Here is a 20,803-nt window from a genome sequence, read left to right on the forward strand (position 1 = left end):
CCGCCCTCCCGCGGATCCGACGGCCCCACTCGATTCAGGCCGCCATCGCTGCGGCCAGCATGGCGACCAGCTCCCCGACGTAGCGCTGGCGGTCCGTGGCCGGCCCGGGTGCGCGCTCGATGGCACGGGCCCGTTCGGCCAGGCTTGCAGTAAGGAACGTCACCAGCGAGGCCACCCGCTCGCGGGCCCGTTGACGGCCGATGCGTTCTGCGATCAGGGTCTCGAGCCGGCCCAGCTGTGCGGCGAGGGCAGTGTCTTCGATGTCGGTCGACGGTTGCGCCGCCCGGACGCCGGAGAACTCGGCCAGCTGCGCAGCGATGCGGAGGAAGTCGCGGCCCTCGGGTGAGGTGAGCAGCTCGGCGATCGGCAGCACCACCATTTCGACCACATCGACCAGGTCGGCGTCACCCAGGGTCTCCAGCGTCTGGCTCCGTTGGGCCTCCATCGCCTCCATGTGCCGATCGACGATCGCCCGAACGAGACCGTCGCGGGAACCGAAGTGGTATCCGACCGCAGCGTCGTTGGCCTGGCCGGCGGCCCGCACGATGTCGCGCAGCGTTGCGCCGTCCACGCCGTTGCGGGCAAAGCGCTGTTCGCCTGCGCGGATCAGCTTGTTTCGGGTTTCGGTTGCGTCGCGGGCCACGGGGACGCATACTAACAGTCCCTGTTATTAACAAAGGCTGTTACATGACCCTGAGCTACGACCCAGTGGACCTCGACTTCCTTGAGGACCCCTACCCCACCTACGCCCATCTGCGCGACGAGGACCCGGTGCACCACTACGCCGGCACCGATGAGGTTCCGTCCTTCTGGGCGCTGTCACGGTTCACCGACATCTGGGCCGCGGTGCGCAGCCAAAAGGACTTCTCCTCGGCTCAGGGCCTGACGTTCTACCCCGACGAGATCGACCAGCTGAACCTCCCGCCCAACCTGGTGATGCTCGACCCGCCGGTGCACACCCAGCGCCGGGCGCTGATCGGACGCGGGTTCACGTCGCGACGGGTGACGGAACTCGAAGACATCATCCGCAACTTCGCCCGCCGCCGGCTGACCGAGCTGGGCGAACGCGCCGCCGACGGCGAGGACGTCGACCTGCACCAGGAGTTCTCCAGCACGATCCCCACCTACGTGCTCGCCGAGCTCTTCGGCCTCGCCGAGGAGGACCGCCACCGCTTCGGGCCCTGGGTGCAGGCGCTCACCTCCATCCAGAACGACGGCCTGCGCATCGGACAGCTCGACGGCAAGGGTGCGGTGGCCGAGATGCTCGGCTACTTCAGCGAGCAGATCAAAGCACGCCGAAGCGAACCCGCCGACGACCTGATCGGCGCCCTGGTCGCCGCCGAGATCGAAGGGGAACGCCTTACCGACTGGGACATCCTCGGCTTCTGCTTCGTCGTGGTCGCCGGCGGCAGCGACACGACCGCGTCGCTCATCTCCCACGGCATCGCCCTCTTGACCGACCGTCCCGACCAGCGCGCCCTGCTCCTCGACGACCCGGCACTGATCTCCAACGCGCTCATCGAGTTCCTCCGGCTCGAGTCATCCGTGCAGGGGCTGTGCCGGACGACGATTCAGGACGTCACGATCAGAGGCACCACCATCCCTGCGGGGGAAAAGGTGATGATGCTCTACGGCTCGGCCAACCGGGACCCACGCGAGTTCGGCGACGCCGCCGACCAGCTCGACGTGCGCCGGGACATTCCCCGGCATCTGGCCTTCAGCAGCGGACCGCACTTCTGCATCGGCAGCCACCTGGCCCGCCTGCAGGCACGGGTCTCCTTCGAGGAGCTGTTGGCGCTCCACCCGGATATCAGCGTCGACGTGCCTGCCGCCGAGCGTCACCGCTCGCCGTTCGTACGCGGCTTCGTGAGCCTTCCGGCCCACGGCTTCGCTCCCGCCTAATCGGTAGACGTTGAAAGCGATAACCAAACGTCAGGTCTCCTCAGCTGTGGCCGACGGTCCCAACGCGTGATCAGGGAGTCCGGTCGGTGCCGAAATCAGGGTGCCGGCGTTGGTGGTAGATGGCCATAACTACGATTGACTCACCGATCGTCCGGTAGCGGATGGCGTACGGGAACGTCCAAGTGGCGACCCGCCTCTCTACGATGCCGCCGTCAGGATCTTCGATTGCCGATGTTCCGGAGTTTGGCCACTGTGCCACGTTGTCCAGCGCAGCCCTGACTGCATCAAGGAAGCGGTCGCCCAATCCCGGCTGCTGCTCTTCGTACCAGGACCAGGCTTCAGTGAGGTCATCCTCGGCAGACGGGTGGAACTCACTCCGCAGACGACGACCGGAGACCGTTAACCCGTTCAACTACTTGATCCCAGCTAGCGAGGTTCACGCTAGTGGCGGCGATCTGCGAGGCGCGTCGTGCAGTCTCCTCGGACCAGAGCTGCTCGACCAACGAGCCGTCCGCCACCGAGTCGTCGAGGCTTGCCAACAGCCCCGATGCGAGCTGCGCGCGCTCGGAAGGCGAGAGCTCCAAAGCTTGTTCCAGGAGCAACTCGGGTGCATCCGACATGGTGCAATCGTACCCCGGCCGTGTTGCGATGACCCGGCAAACGGGGATGAGACTCGGGAGGAATGTCGGGGCGACCTTCGTCGGAGCGCCGAACCTACGTCACCGAGCCAGGCCGAACCCAAGGCCCGGGTTGTCCCGCTCGATGGCGAGCAGCCGGTTGTACTTGGCGACGCGCTCCCCTCGGGCGGGCGCGCCGGACTTGATCTGGCCGCACCCGGTGGCGACGGCGAGGTCGGCGATGAAGGCGTCGGTGGTCTCCCCTGACCGGTGCGAGATCATCTGCGCGTAGCCGGCCTCGCGGCAAACGGCCATGGCGGCGAGCGTCTCGGTGACGGTCCCCACCTGGTTGAGCTTGATCAGCGCAGCGTTGGCGATGCCGCCGGCGATGGCGTCGGTGATGATCGCCGGGTTGGTGACGAAGTTGTCGTCGCCGACCAGCTGGATCCGATCGCCCAGCCGTGTGGTGAGCAGCTTCCAGCCGTCATCGTCCCCCTCGTCCAGGCCGTCCTCGATCGACCAGATCGGGTAGCGGCCGATGAGGTTCTCCCACCGGTCGATCAGCTCGCTGCCGGTGAGGGCCGGATCGTCCAGGCTCAGCTGGTAGGTGCCGTTCTCGTTGCAGAACTCGCTCGCTGCGGGATCGAGGGCGATGGCGACGCCATCGGTGCCGGTGCTGTAGCCGGCATCGCCGATCGCGTCGACGATGAGGTCGAGGGCATGTTCGATGGTGTGCAGCTCCGGCGCGAAGCCGCCCTCGTCGCCGAGGCCGATCGCCAGGCCCGAGGCACCGAGCCTCGATCGCAGCGCAGCGTAGATTTCGGCGCCGGCGCGCAGCGCCTCGGCGAAGCTGGGCACGCCGATCGGACAGATCATGAACTCCTGGGGTTGGAGCGCGTTGGCGGCGTGACGGCCGCCGTTGATCACGTTGAAGCAGGGCACCGGCAAACGGGGTTGCACCCCGGCCGGTGCAAGCCACTCATGCAGGGGCACCTGGTCGGCGGTGGCCATCGCCCGCGCCGCTGCCATCGACACACCGACGATCGCGTTGGCGCCGAGGCGACCCTTGGTGTCGGTGCCGTCGAGGTCGCACAGCGCCCGGTCGAGGTCGGCCAGGCACTCAAACGACCGGCCGTCGAGCGCCGTGGCGATCTCGCCGTTGACGTTGGCCACGGCACCGAGCACGCCCTCGCCGCCGAACCGGCCGGGGTCGCCGTCTCGAAGTTCGACCGCTTCGCGGGATCCGGTCGATGCGCCCGACGGCACTCCGGCGGTGCCCGCCGCTCCCCCGACCAAATCGACGGCGACCGACAGCGTCGGGCGGCTTCGTGAGCCGAGGATTTCCTGGGCGCTGACGGCGGCGATCTGGTGGGTCATGGCTGCTCCTGGGTTGATGTTGGTGTCGCTATCGGTGTCATTGCCGGCGAGCTTCTGTGCGCTGTTGGTGTGCCGTGGCGGCATAGGCGGCGCCGAGCGCAACGCTCAGGCGTTGCTGCCGTTGACGATCGGCGGCGGCTCGTGCTTCGGCGCTGGTCGATTGGCGACGCGTCGCCTGCGTGGCGCGCCCGATGTCTGCGATCAGGGCCTCCACGTGGCCGCTGAGTTCGTCGACGAAGCGGCGGTGGGTGCCGGCGAGCCGCTCGCTCAACGTCGAGCGGGCCCGGCCGGCGTGCTTGTCGAGCTCCTCGACCAGGCGCCGATGCGCAGCGGCGATCAGGCGTCGCCGCAACCACCCATGAGGCAGCAGCAGGCGAAGCGCACGCCACAACGGGGCGTCGGGCAACTCCGGCCGGAAGAACAGGTACCAAAACCGGTCGGGTTCGTCGGCGACGGCGGGAATGGGAAACGGCGCCAGGCGAGCACCGAAGGTCTCCTCGGCGATAGCTCGAATCGCATCGGCACGGGCCTGGACCCGTCCGGCGAACTCGGCCGATGCGACGCCCTGACGGGCGAGCCAGTCGGCGAGGTCGGCGGCGCGTTCGAAGCGACCGATCCGGTCGGCCAGCTCGTCTGCGGCAAGCCCGGCTATCGCCGTGGTGAGTGCGTCGGCGTCTGCCAGTTCGTCGGCAAGGCGACGCACCGCCAAGGCAAACGCCTGCTGTCGCACCGCCACCAGTTCGCGGTCGACGAAGTTCGTCAGCGCCTGGTGGAGGGCGTCGGTGCCCGCATCCCGGGCGGCTTGATCGCTGCTCGACCGGGCCTCGATGGCGCGTCGGGCCGAGGTGGCAAACACCTGGTGGTCCGATCCGGTCGCCGCCTCAACCGCATCGCTCACGAACGACACGGCCTGGTCGATCTCGGCGGTGCTCAGGTGGTCCGCACGGTTGAGCGAGAAGAACGTGGCCGAGGCACGCTCGGCAACCACGTCAAGCAGGCGCCGCTCGGCGGCGGTCAGCGGCGCATCGGCCGACAGCACCACCAGCGCACCCTCCGCGTCGCGGATCGTCGCCATCGCCGTGGTGTCGTTGTGCTCGAAGATCGACTCGAGCCCGGGGGTGTCCACCAACGTCACGCCCGGCTCCAACAAGGGTGCCGGCGTCTCCACAAGAACCCGGGCGACCCCCTTGGCGTTGTCGGGATTGTTGGCCTCGCTCACCCATGCCGCCAGCTCGGTGACGGCGACGGAGCGACGGGTGCCGTCGTCCAACTCGATCAGGGCGGCCGTGGCCCCGTGACGCACCTCGGTGGCGATCGAGGTCACCGGCAACACGCCGACGGGCAAGAGGTCCTCGCCGATCAGGGCGTTGATCAGCGACGACTTGCCATTGCTGAACCCGCCGCACACCGCAACGCGAAAATCGCCTTCGCTCAGGCGCTCGGCCAACTCGTCGGCACGCCGTTCGAGCACCGCATCCAGCTCGGATGCAGCTTCGCGAAGCAACCCGACCGCACCCAGTAGATCGACCGCACCGGCGCCGGAACCCGCATGGTCGCCGGAAGCGAGCGCATCATCCTCGGCGGGTTCGAGTGGATTGGGGCATGCGGCTGCCACGAAGACCGTCCTTTCGATCGTTCGCAGGGACCGTCAGCCGGAGGTGTCCGGCAGTTGAGGGCGAGCCCCATCGCCACCAACGGCCCAACCTACCCGGCGGCGCCATGTGGAGGCGTCGTCTCGTTACGGTGGAACTCTATGACTACTGATTGCGAAACATGAACGCCTTCAGGGCGGCTCGGGTTCTCGCCGCTGTGGTCGTCATCGGTGCCGTCGGATGTTCGATGAGCGAGGACGTCGGCTCATCGCCGAACGAACAGCTGTGCAATGTGCTTGCTCCGACGCTCGACCAAGCGGAAGCCCCCAAGGAGTTCCTCCTCGAACCTCTCCTTGAGCGGGGCGCCAAGAAGCCGACCGATTTGCCGTTGGAATTGTTGGCGATCAATTTGGCCTACCGCACCTACGAGGACGCCTACACCCGGCTCGGCCCCTACGAAGCGGCCATCAAGTTCACCGCAAGCCTCGTCGACTTGTCCCAGGACGGGCTGATCGGCCCATCGACGCTCAGCCCCAAGGTCGTGAAAAGCGCAGGGGACATCGACAAGGCCGTTGCGGCGGGTGCCTGCGCCTGAGCGGTCACCTCGTCCGCTGGGAGCACTCCAACCGTTGGGCTAGTTGTGGCGGGGGCGACCTCGTCCGAACATCGCCAGTGCGGCACCGGCCACCAGCAACGCACCGCCGAAGAGTGCAAGCACCACGGTGGAGGAGCCCGTCCGGGCGAGGTCCGCCGCCGGCTGCGCGTTCCGGGCAGCAACGGTCGGTAGAGAAGACGGCCCGGCCACCGGAGCCGCTGGGGCGGTCGCCGGGACAGTGGACGCCGAACTCACTGGCGCCGACGGCTCCGTCGCTATGGCGGGGGACGCCGTCGTGACCGTGGTTGTGGTTGGAGGGGAGGCTGTTGGTGGGGTCGTCGTGGCCACCGGACCCTCCGTCGTGACCGTCGTGACCGTCGTGACCGTGGTGACCGTCGTGCTGGGCGGAGGAGCATCGAACGTCCAGGCGAAGTCGACGCTGAGTGGATCGTGGTCCGACAGCGGAACGCCATCGCTGGGCCGCACGAACGTGGTGGCCTCGAACTCGTGGGTCAGCGGCTGCAGTGTCAACCCGCCACCGTTGCGGAAGAGGAACTTGTCGATCTGATCGGACCCGGGATCATCGTCAACCACCGAGCGGGTGTCGGTCAGGCCAGTGGCTGCGAGCAGGTCGGCCAGGATCTGCTGGTCAGCGTCGTCATCGCTGTGCAGGTTGAAGTCGCCCCCGACGATCACGGCGTTTCCAGCGGACCGGTCGGCGATGTACTCCCCCAGGACCGCAAAGCCTTCGGCCCGGTACTGGCGATCCATTGAGGTGTTGCCCGCCTCTCCGTGCAGGTTGTACACGTCGACGGACACCCCAGGGGCCAGTTCCGTAGTTGCCACCGAGAACCCCTTCGTCGCCAGACAGTCGGCGGCGCCGCCATCGCTCGTGTCGCCTCCGCCGAAGCAGTCGGGCCACATCACCCGTTCCAGTGGGCCGAACGGAAAGCGCGACAGGCGGTTCAGCCCGTCAGACAGGAGCGCAGAGGGTCGGGCCGGATCGGAACCGAGGGGTACCGGCTGAGGGTTGGACCGGTAGGCATGGTCCACCTGCGAGACGAGGATCTCGTGGAAGACCGATGTCCCCTCGAGCGGCGGATCCGGGTTGGCCCAGTCCTCCTGGACCAGTACGAGGTCGTAGGCGTTGAGCAACGGGCTGATCAACGGGGTGTTGATGGCGGGCTCCGAGCTCGACAGCACCTCGGGCAACCCGGCCACGTTGTAGCTCAGCGACCGGAACTGCCCGGAGGTCGGTGCAGCGGGCATCTGGCTTCCACTGGCAGTCCCGCCAGTCGCACCGATCAGACCGGCTACGCCGACCGCTGCAACTGTCAGGCTCAGAACTCGACGAGTGGAGATGGCATTCCCTTTGCGATGCTGGCCAACCGTTGCTGGCGGCTCAAGTAGAAACCGGCGAGTCCGGCACGGAGGCCCGCCTTGTGCAGAACTCTAGACCGGGGTCCTGGCAGCCGATCGGGTCGATCGTTTCGTCCTGCGCGTCTTTCGGGGCACACGGCTTCACGGGTCAGAGCAGTGTTACCAACCCGACGCTGCTCTGACCGCCTGGTGTGCTGTTGTGAGACGTCAGCCGGCGATGAGTTCTGCGGTCACCGCACGCAGCTCGGTCAGGGTGCGCTCGGCAGCGCCGGAGGCGATCGAGGTACGTGCCGCTTCCAGCGCCTCGCCCAGGTCATCGTGGAGCCCTGACACGACCAGGCCGGCCGCAGCGTTCAATAGGATCAGCTCGGCATCCGGCCCCGGCTTCCCCGCGAGGACCTCGGTGATGATGCGGGCGTTCTCGACCGGGTCTCCCCCGCCGATCTCATCGCCGGGCACTTCGGTGATGCCCACCTCGGACGGGTGCAGCGTGCGCCGCTCGACGCGATCGGCGGTGACGTCGACGATCTGGGAAGGCGCCGACGTGCTCAGCTCGTCCAGCCCGTCCTGACCGTGAACCAGCCAGACGCGGTCCACCCCTCGTCGGCGCATCACCTCGGCGAGCAGCTCCAGCCGGGCCGGGTCGCTCACCCCGATCACCGCTCGCTTCAGCCGGGCCGGGTGAGCAATCGGGCCCAACATGTTGAACACGGTCGGAATGCCCAGCTCGGCCCGCACAGTGGCGGCATGGCGCATCGCCGGATGAAACATGCGGGCAAATGCGAAGGCGATGCCCACCTGGGCGACGCACGCCGCCACCTGGGGACCGTCGAGCTCGACGGCGATGCCCAACTCGTCGAGCACATCGGACGATCCGCTGGTCGAACTGGCCCTGCGATTGCCGTGCTTGCACACCTTGGCCCCGGCGCCCGCGGCCACGAAGCTGGCGGCGGTCGACACGTTGAGCGCCCGAGTACGGCGGCGGGGCGAGCCACCGGTGCCGACGATGTCGATCACGTTGTGCTGGGACAGCTCGAGCGGCGCTGCAGCATCCAACATGGCGTCGACCATGCCCGACATCTCGGCCGCCGCCTCACCCTTGCCCCGCAGGCCGAGCAGGAACCCGGCCAGCTGGGCGTCGGTGGCCTCGCCGGCCAGCACGACCGCCATCGCGTCGCGGCCCTCGTCGGTGGTCAGGTCGGAGCCGTCGACCAGCCGACTCAACAGGGTCGGCCAGCCGCCGTGAATGAAGAGGTTGCTCACAGCTCAATCCTAGGAGGAACGCCGCTGATCACCGGTCATAAACCTCGCGACGGTGCCCGAGGGTTACCACGACGACCAGCAGTATGTCGTCGTTGATCGTGTAGAGAATTCGATAGTCGCCCACCCGCACACGAAACCCATCGCGTCCCCGCAGCGCCGTCGCACGTGGCGGTCGAGGACCCCGTGCAAGCAGCGCGATCGCTGCCTTGATGCGAGAACGGTCTTGATGATCGGCCTTTCGCAACGCTCGAACCGCTGCGGGCCGCAGTTCGATCCGGTAGCTCACTCCCAGCCCAGGTCGACCTTCGCCTGCTCCCACGGCAGGTTCTCGCCCTCCTCCTCCATCGCCTCGTCGAACGCGCGTGCGTCCTCGATTTCCTCCAAGGCTTCGCGCATGGCATCGAAGTGTTCGGGGCTGACCACCACTGCTTGAGCCCGGCCACGGCGGGCGATCACCACCGGCTCGCGCTGAGCCCGCTCGATCACGCTTGCAAGGTTCTTTCGAGCTTCCGCAACGCCTACGTTCGACATACCGAGAGCGTACATCTGTGTTGGTTGACATGTACATGAGGTCGATGCCGAAGTCCATCGCGGTATGGCCCAACGATCGAGCCGGCTCGGTCAGTCGGTCGCTTGACCGAGCACCTCCACCGCACGGCGAAGGTCATTCCAGGGCTGATCGGCTTGGGGCGCCAGGCGGCTCCGACCCCGAGCGATTCCATCGCAATCGGGGCATGGTGAAGCTGGGATGCCGTGACCCGCACCCCGCGTTCGGCCAGTTCCCGCTGCGTACGCCCCACCGTGTCGGCGTGGGTGCCGATCGCTCCGCTCGGCGCCAGCGACACGATGCCCGAGGCCGTGGCCGGGTCGTCGATGATGCGCCATCCCGGCAACTCCCCGAGCTCGTGACGAAGCCAAACCGCCCGCTCGACGATCGCCTCGTGGGTGGCCCGCACCCCTCGAGGGCCACGCAACCACTTGCGCGACGTCCCGATCACCGCGTCTGGGTCGAGTGCAGCCAGATCGTCGTCCAGTTGCCCGAAGGACTGGCATGCATCGAGCACCACCCACGTTTCTGTCGGGCGGCCATCCAACGCACGGACGAGTTCGGACACCGCATTGGTCGAACCGGCATGGGCGTGGGCCAGGCTGAGCCAAACCAGGCCCACCCGCCCAGCGCTCACCAGCTGCCCCAGCTGATCGATGTCGAGGCGCCCCTCCGGCGTCAGACCCAGCAACCGAATGCCCGCACCCGATCGGGCCGCCAGCCGCCGCAACAGCTCGTGGTTGGGCCCGAACTCCCTCGGGTCGGTGACGATGAAACCGCCGGACGGGCTCGAACCTGCCGTAGCCATCGCTTGAAACAGCGACACGGTGGCGGAAGTGCCCGAGTCGCTCAGGGAGACGTTGCCGTGCTCCAGCCCGAGCAGCGACGCCACCCTCCGACGCGCCACGACCAGCTCGGCGGCGGAGTCGTAGCCACCGACCTCGGCCTCACGTGCCAGGTGGCTGACCATCCGGTCGATCACCCCGGGGTCGGCGTCGCAGCGCCACAGGCGGTCAGCAGCACGTCGCTCTCCGATGAAGGTGTCATAGCCAACGATACCGGGCAAGGACCTGATAACCAGATGGCGAACGCATCAGCACCGCTCGCTCGGGGGAAAGCACGCTGTCGTTCCCCCAGCGGTTGAAGTCAGTTCTCGTAGTTCTCGACCGTCGGCGCCGGGCGTTCGCTGGCGAAGTCCGGGTCCAGGTCGAACTCCCGCCGAGCGCGACGCTGGCGGAGCAGGTCCCAGCACTGATCCAGCTCGACCTCGATCTGGGCGACCCGCTGCCGGTCGGCGTCAGTGGCGCTGCCATCGGCTTCCTTCTGGCGCAGCTTCTGCTCCTCCTCGGTGAGTGCATTGATCGCTGCAAGCTGGGTGTTCTCGGCCATGACCGTCCCCCGTGTCGTCGATGGTGCCAGATGATTTTACTGATCTGCCGGTCCAACCTCCCGGCCATCCTCGACGACGCTGTCATCAGATCGTCCGGAGTTGCGAGCGCTTCGTGCCTGGCAAGCCGTGGCGCAGGCGCTCGGACGTAGGCTCGCCGGCGATGGGCTATTCCAAGTCACTCGCTCTGGAGTCGTGGCTTACGTCGCGTAGAAAGTCGATTGCGCGAATCGCCGAAGCACATGTGGCTATGGGAGAGGTCGACGGACCTGGCCGTCCGCTTGAGCTCGGGCGGCCACTGGCACACTCCTACATCCTGCGTTTGGTAGCCGAGTTTCAGGGCTTCACCCGGGACTTGCACGATCTCTCTGCAGAGCACATCGTGAGTGTCGCCGCTCCTCCGCCGGAGCTGAACGCGCTGTTGACAGCTGCAATCACGCGCGGTCGTGCCATCGATTCCGGTAACGCCACCATGACAGCCCTGCGCATGGATTTCGGTCGCCTGGGCGTGCGCAACCTTGAAGGCAAACTCGGAACCATCAATGCCGCTTGGGCCAGACCGGGAGGCAAGGATCCCGGCAAGTTCGACGCGCTGGTGTCGCTTCGAAACGCGCTCGCCCACGGCAACCAACGCCAGGTAGACGAGTACCAACGCCAGGTAGACGAGTACCGACGGCAGGGTCACCTGGACACCGTCTCGTGGGCTCGCAACCAGCTACCGGTTCTCAATCGTCTATCTCGTGCCCTCGACACGATCTTGTGGGAGCATCTACGAACACGAACAGGAGTGCCGCCGTGGTAGGACCAAGCAGAATTTTGAAGGTCGGAGACCGCGTCACCGTTCCCTGGGGGCCGGAGGAATTGGACGGGCGGGTGGTCGCCGTTTGGGGTGAGCCCGCAACACACGTCCGGGTGGAACTCGACCTGGGCGAAGGAGAGGAGCCGGAAGTCCTCCTGCTCAATCCGGGGATCGTTCGCCGCGCAGCGTAAGCCACAGGGCAGCTGGAACCGTTCAGCGCTGTGCCGAACGGATGCCTCTTAGGCCATCCCGGCGTCCGGGCCCACCACGGCAGACGGGAGTGAGACGACGAAGCGGGCCCCTCCGAGGGGACTGTCGACCAGCCGGACTTTGCCGTCGAGGTCACCGACGATCTCGGCGACGATGGCCAGGCCCAGCCCGGTGCCCTGGTCGGCGGTGCGGGCGGCGTCGAGACGGGTGAACGGTTCGAACACCCGGTTCCGTTCTGGTTCGGGGACGCCCGGGCCGTCGTCGTCGACCGTGATGTCGACGGTCGTGTCGCCTCGCCCCACGGTGACGTCGGTGCGCGAGCGGCGGTGCCGGGCGGCGTTGTCGAGCAGGTTGGTGAGCACCCGATCGATCTGCGCTCCGTCGACCAAGGCGATCGCCGGACCGGTGCACGCAAACGTCACGTCGGGCTCGACCCTGCGGTCGACCACCGTCCGGGTGAGCGCTTCAAGATCGGTGGGAACACGCCGTTTGTGGGTCTCGGACCCGTCGAGCCGGGCGAGGGTCAACAGGTCGGCGACCAGCGTCTCGAGTCGCTGGTGATCGATCAGCGAGTCGCCGATGGCGGCGAGCAGGTTGTCGACCGAGCCGGGGTGCAGCGCAGCCACCTCCAGCACCGCACGCGACGACGCCAGGGGGCTGCGCATCTCGTGGGAGGCGTCGGCCACAAAGCGTTGCTGACGCGCCGACGACGCCTCGAGCCGGGCCAGCATCTCGTTCATCGTGATGGCCAGCCGGGCGATCTCGTCGGAGCTTCCCGGCTCGGGCACCCGACGATGCAGGTCGGCCTGGGTGATGTCGGCCACCTCGTCGGTGATGGCGCCCACCGGGCGAAGCGCCAGGCCCACCAGCAACCTGGTGGTGGCGGCCACCAGCAGGATCAGCGCCGGAACACCCCACAACAGCGTGCGCGTCAGCGTGGCCAGGGTGTCGTCGGCCGATTCGAGCGATGCGGCGGCCTGGACGGTCACCCGCTTGCCCCCGGCCACCGCCGTCGTCGCCACGATGAGGTACCGATCGTCCTCCTCCATCGGGAGGCCGGTCATGATCACGGACTCGTGGTCGCCGACGTCAGGCCGCAGCGTGCTGAGGGGGCTGTCGTCCTCGATGTTCTCGGTGGCGGCGATCACCTTCCCCTTGGCGTCGAGTACCTGGGTGGCGCCCGAGTCCTCGCCCGGAAACGACAGCGGATTGGGCAGCGTGCCCGTGCGGGCGAGCGCGACGACATCGTCGGCCCGAACCCGGGCGGCCACGCGTTCGGCGTCGATCAGCCGGTGTCGAAGCAACCCGACCAGCCCGAACGCCGCCAGGATGAGCGCCACCGACACCACACCGGCGGCCACCACCGTGGTTTGGTTGCGAACCGACCCAGGCAGTCGCACCCGTGTCACTGCCCGGCCAGCTGATACCCGGCGCCGCGGATGGTGCGGATGGTGTCGGTGCCAAAAGGAGCATCGATCTTTCGGCGCAGCGCGCTGATGTGCACCTCCACGACGTTGAGGTCCCCGTCGTAGGCGGCATCCCATACGTGCTCGACGATGCGGGACTTGGTCACCACATCCCCCTGCGATCGCAGGAGGAACTCGAGCACCGAGAACTCCTTGGCCGTCAGCTCGATGTTGGTGTCCCCCCGGACACACGAGTGGGTCGCCGGGTCCACCACCAGGTCGCCGACGCTCAGCTTGGTCGGCCGTTCGACGGCACCGCGCCGCAACAATGCTCGGATGTGGGCGACGAGCACGACGAAGGAGAAGGGCTTCGACAGGTACCCGTCGGCCCCGGTGTCGAGCGCCTCGGCCTCGTCCCACTCCCCGTCCTTCGCGGTCAGCATGAGGATCGGCGTCCACACGCCCGCTTCCCGGAGGTGGCTGCACACGGCGTAGCCGCTCATCCCGGGCAACATGATGTCCAACACGATCACGTCGTAGGCCACCTCGGTGGCCATCCACAGGCCCTCATCGCCGGTCGAGGCGATGTCGACGGCAAATCCCTCCGCCTCCAGCCCGCGCTGCACCGCCGCCGCCAGCCGAGGTTCGTCGTCGACTACCAGCACTCTCATGTCCTACCCAGGTTCCTGTCGTCGGCGCTCATCGATGGAGAGTGTGCCCGCTCAACCTGAGGCTCGACTGAAGACGAACCGGGACGGCTGTTGCAGGCCGATCCGACCGTACCTGAAGTTGGGCTGAAGCCGACCGGGTGTTCGGGGGCAGCTTCAGCGTGGCCACAGGATGGTGCTGCAGGGTGGCGTCATCGGAACCCTCCGATGCACACCAAAGGAGCCCAACGTGGCAACCACCCACAAGTTCAGGAAGATCGCCTACTCGTCCCTCTTCGGGCTGGGCCTCACCGCCGGAGGCGTAACGATCGCCTCGGCCGCAACCACACAGCAGGCCCCTCCGACCACCGCCGAGGCGCCCGCAGCGGCCGGGAGCCAGGACAAGGCCGACACCGGGACCGACGAGCGGAACGAGCCCGACGAAAAGAACGAGGCCGACGAGAAGCCCGACTACACCAGCTCGGTGACCATCGAGGTCACCCCCGAGGGCCCTGAGGGCAGCGACGCCGACGAGGCCGACGATTCCGAGGACAAGGCCGATACGGCCGAGCAGGCCAAGCTGGAGAAGGTCGCCAAGATCGACGCCGACGCAGCGTCGAAGGCCGCCACCGACAAGGTGCCCGGCACCGTCGACGAGGTTGAGCTGGACGAGGAGGGCGGCAACGTCGTCTACGAGGTTGACGTCGTCGCACAGGACGGCACCGAGACCGAGGTGATCGTCGACGCCGGCAACGGCAAGATCCTTGCCCAGGAGGTCGACAAGGACGCCGACGAGGCCAAGGCCGATAAGGCCGAGCAGGCCAAGTTGGAGAAGCTGGCCAAGATCGACGCCAACGCTGCTTCGAAGGCCGCCACCGACAAGGTGCCCGGCACCGCCGACAAGGTCGAGTTGGACGAGGAAGACGGCAAGGTGGTCTACGAAGTTGACGTGACCGCCAAGGACGGCACCCAGAGCGAGGTGCTCATCGACGCCACCAACGGCAAGATCCTCGCCGAGCAGGCCGACTAAGCCCGCAGAAATCGGCTCGCATGGAGCCGGCAGACAAGGAACGGCGACCGGCCGGGCATCAGCCCGGCCGGTCGCCCGCGTTTGCGGCGCTTCAGGGGGCCTTCAGCTGCGAGGCGCATGATCAACCCATGACCCCCCATGCACCCCCTCCCAACCTCACGCGGATTCTGCTCATCGAGCCCGATTCCAGCCTCGCTGCGGCGTTGACGCTGTTCCTCGAGGCGTCAGGCCACCAGGTGGACGTGGCGGACACCACCTTTGTCGATGGCGAGCAGCGAGCCACAGCCGGCTATGACGCCATCGTGTTGGACGCCGACGAGTTGAGTGAGCCCGCCGCCGCGTTCATGGCCGCGTCTCCGATCCCCGTCGTCGTCTGCACTCGCTCCACCGAACCGGCGGTGCACGAGCAGTTCTGGTCGTTCGGCGCACGGACCGTGCTGCTGAAACCGTTCCCCATGGAGGAGCTCGGGTCGGCCATCTTTGTGGCGCTGATGGTTGGAAGCGATCGCTAGCGGCGAGCGTCGGGGAACGTTGCAGTAAAGCGGGCGCCTCCGAGCGTCGGGCTCGTCCCGGCGTTGACGGTTCCGTCGTGATCGGCGACAACCTCGGCAACGATGGCGAGGCCGAGTCCGGACCCGCCCGCGTCGCGTGACCTCGACTCGTCGAGGCGAACGAACCGCTCGAAGACCCGTTCGCGGTCGTCTTTTGCGATGCCGGCGCCGTCGTCGTCGACCGCCAACACCACATGTCCGTCGTCGGTGCTGGTCAGCGAGATGTCGACCTGAGACTTGGCGTGGCGGAGGGCATTGTCGAGCAGGTTGCGGACCACCCGAACGACCTGGCCCTCGTCGCAGCAAATCTGCCCGGCCGAGACGCCGGCGATGCCCACGGTTGTGTCGCTGACAACCTGCTGTACCTGGCTGAGGATCACATCGTCCAGGTCGATCGGCTTCCAGCCGACCCGCGGGTCGGGTCCGGTGCGTCCGTCACGTCGGGCGAGCAGCAGGAGGTCCTCGACCAGGTGCTGCATGCGAAGATTCTCGTCGAGGACCTCGCCTGCGATCTCACGCAGCAACTCGGGGTTGTCGCTTCCGAGCCCAACTTCGAGTTCGTGGCGGATCACCGCGATCGGGGTGCGCAGCTCGTGGGAGGCGTCGGAGACGAAATGGGCCTGGGCGACATCCGCCGACTCCAGCCGGTCGAGCATGGCGTTCATCGTTCTGGCGAGGCGCCCGATCTCGTCGCCGGAGGTGGGCTCGGGCACCCGGCGGTGCAGGTCGCCGCCTCCGATGTCGGCGACCTCCGAGCGGATCGCTTCCACGGGGCGCAGCGTGCGATCGACGACGAGCCAGGTGACCACTGCGATGAGTGCCAGCAGCACCGGCAGGCCGATCACCAGCGAACGGACGGTGGTGGCGGCGACGCGGTCGACGTTCTCGAGGTTGGTGCCAACGACGATCGCATACTTCGGGGTGCCCTCGGTGAGGTGAACATGGACGCGAAAGTTCTCGGGGTCGAGGCCTGCCACCAGCATGGTGACGGTGGTGCCATCGCCTCCTGCGACGACGCGCTGCCGCCCGGCCATGTTTGCGCTGGCAGTCACCACCTCGCCGTTGGACACATCGATGACCTGGACGAAATCGTCCTGCTCGTCCTCCACCGACAGCTGACTTGGAGGGGTGCCGTCCTCCATCAGCGATTCGATGTCCTGGACCCTTATCTCCAGGGCGGTGTCGATCGCCCTGGTCTGCGAGGTGCGCAGTTGATGAACGAGGAGGATGCCGGCCAAAGTCATGGCGATCGCGACGATCACGACGGCCCCAACGCTGGCTCGGACCCGAAGCCCAGCGAGGCGGGCCCTCACGACGTGGTGCCGACCAGGCGGTACCCGGCGCCGCGCACGGTCTGGATCGATTCGGTGCCGTAGGGGATATCGATCTTCTTGCGCAGGTGACGGACATACACCTCGACGATGTTCGGGTCACCGTCGAAGGCGTAGTCCCACACGTGGTCGAGGATCTCGGCCTTTGACCGCACCATCCCGACGTTGCTTATCAGGTACTCGAGCACTGCAAACTCGCGGGCGGTCAGTTCGATCTCGTCGTCGTCTCGCCAGGCCCGACGCTGCGACGGGTTCACCCGGAGTCCGCCAGCGCTCAGCTGCACCGCACGTTCCGTTTTACCGCGTCGCAGCAACGCACGAATGCGCGCGACGAGCACCAAGTGCGAGAACGGCTTGCGGAGGAAGTCGTCGGCGCCGGTGTCGAGCGCCTCGGTCTCGTCAAGCTCGCCGTCCTTGGCGGTGAGCATCAGGATCGGCGTCCAGTCCCCGCCGTCGCGCAGGTCGCCGCACAACTTGAAGCCGTTGATACCCGGCAACATGATGTCGAGAACGATGGCGTCGTAGGTGTTTTCGGTCGCCATCGCCTTGCCGTCGGTGCCGTCCAAGGCCACATCGACTGCGAAGCCGTCGGCCTCCAAGCCGCGCTTCAGCGAAACGGCGAGCCGCTTCTCGTCCTCAACGACCAGCAGTTTCACATTGCGCCTCGTGGTGTGGGTTCGGCCGTGCCGGCCAACACCGGTTGGGGCCTGTATAGATCATGACACCGGCGACCTGAACACGGGCTGAAACTTCCCGTCCGACCCGCAGGGTGACGGGTCCGACGTTGAGCGTGGCGCGTTCAGCTGCGGTTCAGTTCGCATCAGCGTCCCTTCAGGTTCCGAGGCGCACGATGACCGCAACATCGACCTCGGGGAAAGAACCGACACCATGACAGCAACCATCGCTCCGCCATCGCTCTCGGGGCAACCGCCGAAGCAACGTCCCAGCGTGATCGAGACGGAGGGGCGACACGGCGAGGCGCATCGGCACACCGACGCTCTCCGTGGCCTGCTGCGAGCGGCCCGCCCACATCAGTGGATCAAGAACGCAACGGTCTTGATGATTCCCGGGCTGGGCTTCTACACGCTGGGTGTCGCCGGCCTGGTCGATACCTTGGTGGCCTGCTCGGCGTTCTGCCTGGCCTCGAGCAGCGTCTATCTCCTGAACGACACGTTGGATCGCGAGGCCGACCGTCACCATCCGGTGAAGCGCCATCGTCCGATCGCCTCGGGGGTTGTCTCGCCGACGCTCGCGACCGTCGCGTCGGGCGCTGCCGCGCTGACGGCGCTGGCGCTCGGGTTCCTGGTCTCTCCAATGCTCGTTGAGATCATCGCCGCCTACCTGCTGCTGACCGCCTCCTACTCCCTGGGCCTGAAGCGCCTGGCCTGGTTGGACGTGACCGTGTTGGCAGCCGGGTTTGTGCTTCGGGTCGTCGCCGGGGCGGTCGCCGTCGGTGCCGCCGTTCCGCTGCTGCTGCTGACGGCGGTGTTCGCAGGCGCGGCGTTCGTCGCGCTGGGCAAGCGACGCTCGGAGCTGGTGCTGCTCGGTGACGACGCGTCGTCGCATCGCTCGGCGTTGGGCACCTACCGGCTTCGCACGATCGATGCCGGCCTCGCCGCCACTCAAGCGGTTGCGGTTGTGACGTTCGGGCTGTGGGTGCTGGCCCTTGAGTTCGGGCCCGCCGGAGCCGGCCTCGCCCTGCTCGGCGCTGCCGGGTTCTGGGAGGTACTCAACGCCTATCGGCGGCGGCTGATGGGCGGCGGCGGCGGAGACCCAGCCCGAGAGCTCCTCGCCAACCACACGCTGTTGCCCGGCCTGCTGGTCGTCGGACTGGTTGCGTTCTCGGCGGGGATCATCTGATGGCAACCACGATGACACCCTCGCCTGGCACGCCGACGGAAGCCGGTGACAAGGATGAGCATGCCCGGCCCGACGACGGTACAGACGCGCCGCCGGGTGCCGTCACCAGCCGTCGTTCGAAGCACCGCATCCGCCGGCTCGCCTGGGTCGTCGTGGCGGCTGGCATCGCCGTTGGATGCGCCGGTGCCGCTCAGGCGCTCGGAGTGCCGGCGGTCCCGGCGGTGGTCGTCGCCGTCGCGCTCAGCGTTGGGCTGTGGGCCTGGGCGGGTCGCCGCCGGCCTCGCCCCCACCTGCTCGTGGCGGTTGGCGTAGCAATCCTTCTGCTCGGAGGCCTCGCGGCGACCAGCTGGTCGTGCACCAGCTACCTCACCGAGCCCGGGTCGGCAACCGTCACCGCCCGAACCAGCGATTGGATGCGCGACCACGGCATGAGCCCGCTGGTCGACCGCCTCGAGCAGCGGCTGTACCCCCCACCGAAGCTGACCGACGACAAGGTTGACCCCAACCAACTCCCCATGGCTGCACCCGGCCGTCCTCACTCCGCACCAGCGCTGTCGCCTCCCGCAGCCCCGGTGTCGACCCCAGCGACCGTCAAAGGCCTGCTCGACGCGCCGCTGCGCGGCGAAGGCACCTGGTCGCCGAGCACCCGCACCGTCAATGGCCGGCCGGTCACCTACACGACGTTTCTGCGGCCCGACCCCGCTCACATGGCGGTGGTGGCCTCTGCGGTCTGGCTCAACCCCGAGGTGACCAACGTGACGTATGTGCCCGGTACCAAACAGGGAACCGGCTGGTCCTGGAACTCCGAAATTCCGGCCACCGAGCGCCCGAAGGCCGTCGCCGCCTTCAACGCCGGCTTCAAGTTCAAGGACATCCGAGGTGGCTACATGGCCGAAGGGCGCAACCCCAGCCCGCTGGTCGACGGGCAGGCGTCCCTGGTGTTGAACGCCAACGGCAACCCTCAGCTGGGCGCTTGGGGAACCGACGTCAAAATGGCCCCAGGCGTGACCTCGGTGGTGCAGAACCTCGACCTCATCGTCAACAACTCCAGGCCCGTCCCCGGACTGCGGTCGGGTGTGAGCAGGGACTGGGGCAAACCCAAGTGGCAGCTTCAGTACACCAACCGGTCGGGTCTCGGCATCACCAACGACGGCGCCCTCATCTACGTTGCCGGATCCAACCTGACGACCGACTCGTTGGCCCAGGCGCTGGCCAACGTCGGGGCGGTGCGGGCGATGGAGTTGGACATCCACGCGACCAACCCGACCTTCAACTTCCTGGCGATCACGCCGGGCAGCGGCGGATCGCTCACCGGGACGAAGCTGGTGCCGGGTTTGGCGAGCGCCGCAGACCGATACCTCCAACCAAGCCAGCGCGACTTCTTCGCAGTCACCACGAAATGAACGCCCACCCCAACATGAACGCCCACCCCAACATGAACGCCGAACCCTGCCGAAGCCGACCCGAATGAGACGTGCCGTGGTCGTCGCAGGATTCATCGGTACGGCCTCGCTGCTGGCGTCGTGCGGCGGCCGCCCGTCGGCATCGGACCAGAAGCGTCCGACGAGCACACGTCAGACCCAGGCAGCCCCGGCCGCTCCGCCCTCGTGCCCAGACGCCCCAAAGGGAAAGGTCCTATCCAAGTCGCTGACCAGCCAAGCGACCGGTGGCACCGAGCGACTCAGGATCTACGCACCGCCGGGCTTCGAGCCGGCAGCATCCCCCTCGGTTCCTTTGCTCGTCCTGCTCCATGGAGGATCGGCTGATGAAACCCAATGGCTGGATGTGGGGGCGGCGAGCGCCGCCGACTGCCTGATCGGATCCGGCGAGATCAAGCCAATGGTGATCGTCGCAGTCGACGGAGGACGCGTTGAAGGCCGGGGGGACGGCTCGCCGCCGGCGATGGAACGATTCGTCGCCGATGAGCTGCTCCCCTACCTTCACAAGGAGTACCCGAGCCTCGGGGGCCGGGACGTCACCAGCATCGGTGGCATCTCGCGAGGGGGTGGCTGGGCGCTGTTCATCGCCGCCGACCGACCGGACCTGTTCAGCGCTGCGGGTGGACACAGTCCCTCGGGGAGGCTGACGCCGAAACAAGAACAATCGCTCGCAGCCCACGACTCCCGCATCTGGCTCGACGTTGGCGACGACGACTCGCTCCGACCGTCGACCTTCGAGCTGGCCGAGTCGCTTCGTTCCATCGGCCTCGGCGTCAGGGCGACGACCTGGCCGGGTGGCCACAACCGCCTCTACTGGAGCGACCATGTTGAGGACTACCTGCGGTTTTACGCACGGGCCTGGTGACCGGC

Annotated in this window: 23 protein-coding genes and 1 riboswitch; of the genes, 8 read left to right on the forward strand and 15 right to left on the reverse strand. The window is 67.4% G+C overall.

The annotated features are described in order from the left end of the window. Positions 1-34: 34 nt before the first annotated feature. Positions 35-643 (reverse strand): TetR/AcrR family transcriptional regulator, encoded by a 609-nt coding sequence (locus MPARV_RS22565; RefSeq protein WP_012229453.1) that lies wholly within the window; start codon positions 641-643, stop codon positions 35-37. A 44-nt stretch (positions 644-687) separates the two neighbouring features. Between MPARV_RS22565 and MPARV_RS0109180 the strand changes: the two genes are divergently transcribed. Next, complete coding sequence (locus tag MPARV_RS0109180; protein ID WP_031277963.1) at positions 688-1,902, forward strand: cytochrome P450; 1,215 nt, start codon at positions 688-690, stop codon at positions 1,900-1,902. Between the two features lie 70 nt (positions 1,903-1,972). Here the strand turns inward: MPARV_RS0109180 and MPARV_RS26040 are convergent, their stop codons facing one another. The 4 genes from MPARV_RS26040 to MPARV_RS0109195 form a co-directional block, all read right to left on the reverse strand. Next, positions 1,973-2,314, reverse strand: a complete 342-nt coding sequence (locus MPARV_RS26040) for a type II toxin-antitoxin system RelE/ParE family toxin (protein ID WP_012229450.1) — start codon at positions 2,312-2,314, stop codon at positions 1,973-1,975. Further along, positions 2,274-2,522, reverse strand: a complete 249-nt coding sequence (locus MPARV_RS0109185; protein ID WP_012229449.1) for an addiction module protein — start codon at positions 2,520-2,522, stop codon at positions 2,274-2,276. Before MPARV_RS0109185 ends, MPARV_RS26040 begins: the two co-directional genes overlap by 41 nt. A 99-nt stretch (positions 2,523-2,621) precedes the next feature. Then, a complete protein-coding gene (eno, locus tag MPARV_RS0109190; RefSeq protein ID WP_031277965.1) occupies positions 2,622-3,896 on the reverse strand; it encodes a phosphopyruvate hydratase in 1,275 nt (424 codons plus the stop codon). Positions 3,897-3,933: 37 nt separating this feature from the next. Further along, a complete protein-coding gene (locus MPARV_RS0109195) occupies positions 3,934-5,511 on the reverse strand; it encodes a dynamin family protein (RefSeq protein ID WP_020378024.1) in 1,578 nt (525 codons plus the stop codon). A 17-nt stretch (positions 5,512-5,528) separates the two neighbouring features. After that, positions 5,529-5,595: riboswitch (Fluoride riboswitch) on the reverse strand. A 74-nt stretch (positions 5,596-5,669) separates the two neighbouring features. Between MPARV_RS0109195 and MPARV_RS0109200 the strand changes: the two genes are divergently transcribed. Next, positions 5,670-6,083, forward strand: a complete 414-nt coding sequence (locus MPARV_RS0109200) for a hypothetical protein (protein ID WP_012229444.1) — start codon at positions 5,670-5,672, stop codon at positions 6,081-6,083. A 39-nt stretch (positions 6,084-6,122) separates the two neighbouring features. Here MPARV_RS0109200 and MPARV_RS0109205 read toward each other — a convergent pair whose 3' ends face one another. From MPARV_RS0109205 to MPARV_RS0109230, 6 genes are all read right to left on the reverse strand, one after another. Continuing rightward, positions 6,123-7,352 carry an exonuclease/endonuclease/phosphatase family protein gene (locus MPARV_RS0109205; RefSeq protein WP_020378025.1) on the reverse strand — a complete coding sequence of 410 codons (1,230 nt, stop codon included), beginning with the start codon at positions 7,350-7,352 and terminating at the stop codon, positions 6,123-6,125. A 318-nt stretch (positions 7,353-7,670) separates the two neighbouring features. After that, on the reverse strand, positions 7,671-8,726 hold the full coding sequence (gene trpD / locus MPARV_RS0109210) for an anthranilate phosphoribosyltransferase (protein ID WP_020378026.1): 1,056 nt from the start codon (positions 8,724-8,726) through the stop codon (positions 7,671-7,673). A 28-nt stretch (positions 8,727-8,754) separates the two neighbouring features. Further along, entirely contained in the window at positions 8,755-9,012 is a 258-nt protein-coding gene (locus tag MPARV_RS0109215) for a type II toxin-antitoxin system RelE family toxin (RefSeq protein WP_020378027.1), read from the reverse strand. Next, the gene (locus tag MPARV_RS0109220) at positions 9,009-9,257 is read right to left on the reverse strand and encodes a type II toxin-antitoxin system Phd/YefM family antitoxin (RefSeq protein WP_031277972.1); all 249 of its coding nucleotides are present in this window, start codon (positions 9,255-9,257) and stop codon (positions 9,009-9,011) included. Before MPARV_RS0109220 ends, MPARV_RS0109215 begins: the two co-directional genes overlap by 4 nt. Further along, a complete protein-coding gene (locus MPARV_RS0109225) occupies positions 9,245-10,339 on the reverse strand; it encodes an aminotransferase class V-fold PLP-dependent enzyme (RefSeq protein WP_031277975.1) in 1,095 nt (364 codons plus the stop codon). The genes MPARV_RS0109220 and MPARV_RS0109225 overlap by 13 nt, the downstream gene beginning before the upstream one ends. A gap of 80 nt (positions 10,340-10,419) precedes the next feature. After that, positions 10,420-10,662, reverse strand: a complete 243-nt coding sequence (locus MPARV_RS0109230; RefSeq protein ID WP_012226085.1) for a DUF2630 family protein — start codon at positions 10,660-10,662, stop codon at positions 10,420-10,422. 248 nt (positions 10,663-10,910) lie between these two features. On the opposite strand from MPARV_RS0109230, the gene MPARV_RS0109235 reads away from it, so the two are divergent. Then, positions 10,911-11,462, forward strand: a complete 552-nt coding sequence (locus tag MPARV_RS0109235) for a hypothetical protein (RefSeq protein WP_020378029.1) — start codon at positions 10,911-10,913, stop codon at positions 11,460-11,462. A 236-nt stretch (positions 11,463-11,698) separates the two neighbouring features. Here MPARV_RS0109235 and MPARV_RS0109240 read toward each other — a convergent pair whose 3' ends face one another. Together MPARV_RS0109240 and MPARV_RS0109245 are read right to left on the reverse strand one after the other, a co-directional pair. Then, positions 11,699-13,078, reverse strand: coding sequence for a sensor histidine kinase (locus MPARV_RS0109240; protein ID WP_020378030.1), 1,380 nt, complete (start codon positions 13,076-13,078; stop codon positions 11,699-11,701). Then, positions 13,075-13,746, reverse strand: coding sequence for a response regulator transcription factor (locus MPARV_RS0109245; protein ID WP_012226092.1), 672 nt, complete (start codon positions 13,744-13,746; stop codon positions 13,075-13,077). Before MPARV_RS0109245 ends, MPARV_RS0109240 begins: the two co-directional genes overlap by 4 nt. 226 nt (positions 13,747-13,972) lie before the next feature. On the opposite strand from MPARV_RS0109245, the gene MPARV_RS22570 reads away from it, so the two are divergent. Together MPARV_RS22570 and MPARV_RS0109255 are read left to right on the forward strand one after the other, a co-directional pair. Continuing rightward, positions 13,973-14,752, forward strand: a complete 780-nt coding sequence (locus tag MPARV_RS22570; protein WP_172636572.1) for a PepSY domain-containing protein — start codon at positions 13,973-13,975, stop codon at positions 14,750-14,752. Between the two features lie 128 nt (positions 14,753-14,880). Then, positions 14,881-15,264 (forward strand): response regulator transcription factor, encoded by a 384-nt coding sequence (locus tag MPARV_RS0109255; protein WP_157789533.1) that lies wholly within the window; start codon positions 14,881-14,883, stop codon positions 15,262-15,264. Here the strand turns inward: MPARV_RS0109255 and MPARV_RS0109260 are convergent. Both MPARV_RS0109260 and MPARV_RS0109265 read right to left on the reverse strand, forming a co-directional pair. Further along, positions 15,261-16,565: a sensor histidine kinase gene (locus MPARV_RS0109260; RefSeq protein WP_020378033.1), complete on the reverse strand. Its 1,305-nt coding sequence runs from the start codon at positions 16,563-16,565 to the stop codon at positions 15,261-15,263. The genes MPARV_RS0109255 and MPARV_RS0109260 overlap by 4 nt on opposite strands. A 47-nt stretch (positions 16,566-16,612) precedes the next feature. Beyond that, positions 16,613-17,290, reverse strand: coding sequence for a response regulator transcription factor (locus MPARV_RS0109265; RefSeq protein WP_020378034.1), 678 nt, complete (start codon positions 17,288-17,290; stop codon positions 16,613-16,615). Positions 17,291-17,522: 232 nt separating this feature from the next. On the opposite strand from MPARV_RS0109265, the gene MPARV_RS22575 reads away from it, so the two are divergent. The 3 genes from MPARV_RS22575 to MPARV_RS0109280 all read left to right on the forward strand — a co-directional run bounded on the left by MPARV_RS22575 (position 17,523) and on the right by MPARV_RS0109280 (position 20,798). After that, positions 17,523-18,494 (forward strand): UbiA family prenyltransferase, encoded by a 972-nt coding sequence (locus tag MPARV_RS22575; protein WP_020378035.1) that lies wholly within the window; start codon positions 17,523-17,525, stop codon positions 18,492-18,494. Further along, positions 18,494-19,897 (forward strand): phosphodiester glycosidase family protein, encoded by a 1,404-nt coding sequence (locus MPARV_RS22580; RefSeq protein ID WP_020378036.1) that lies wholly within the window; start codon positions 18,494-18,496, stop codon positions 19,895-19,897. The genes MPARV_RS22575 and MPARV_RS22580 overlap by 1 nt, the downstream gene beginning before the upstream one ends. Before the next feature lie 76 nt (positions 19,898-19,973). Further along, positions 19,974-20,798: an alpha/beta hydrolase gene (locus MPARV_RS0109280; RefSeq protein WP_157789534.1), complete on the forward strand. Its 825-nt coding sequence runs from the start codon at positions 19,974-19,976 to the stop codon at positions 20,796-20,798. The last annotated feature ends 5 nt before the right edge of the window (positions 20,799-20,803 follow it).

The organism is Candidatus Microthrix parvicella Bio17-1 (assembly GCF_000299415.1).
GTDB classification, from domain to species: domain Bacteria; phylum Actinomycetota; class Acidimicrobiia; order Acidimicrobiales; family Microtrichaceae; genus Microthrix; species Microthrix parvicella.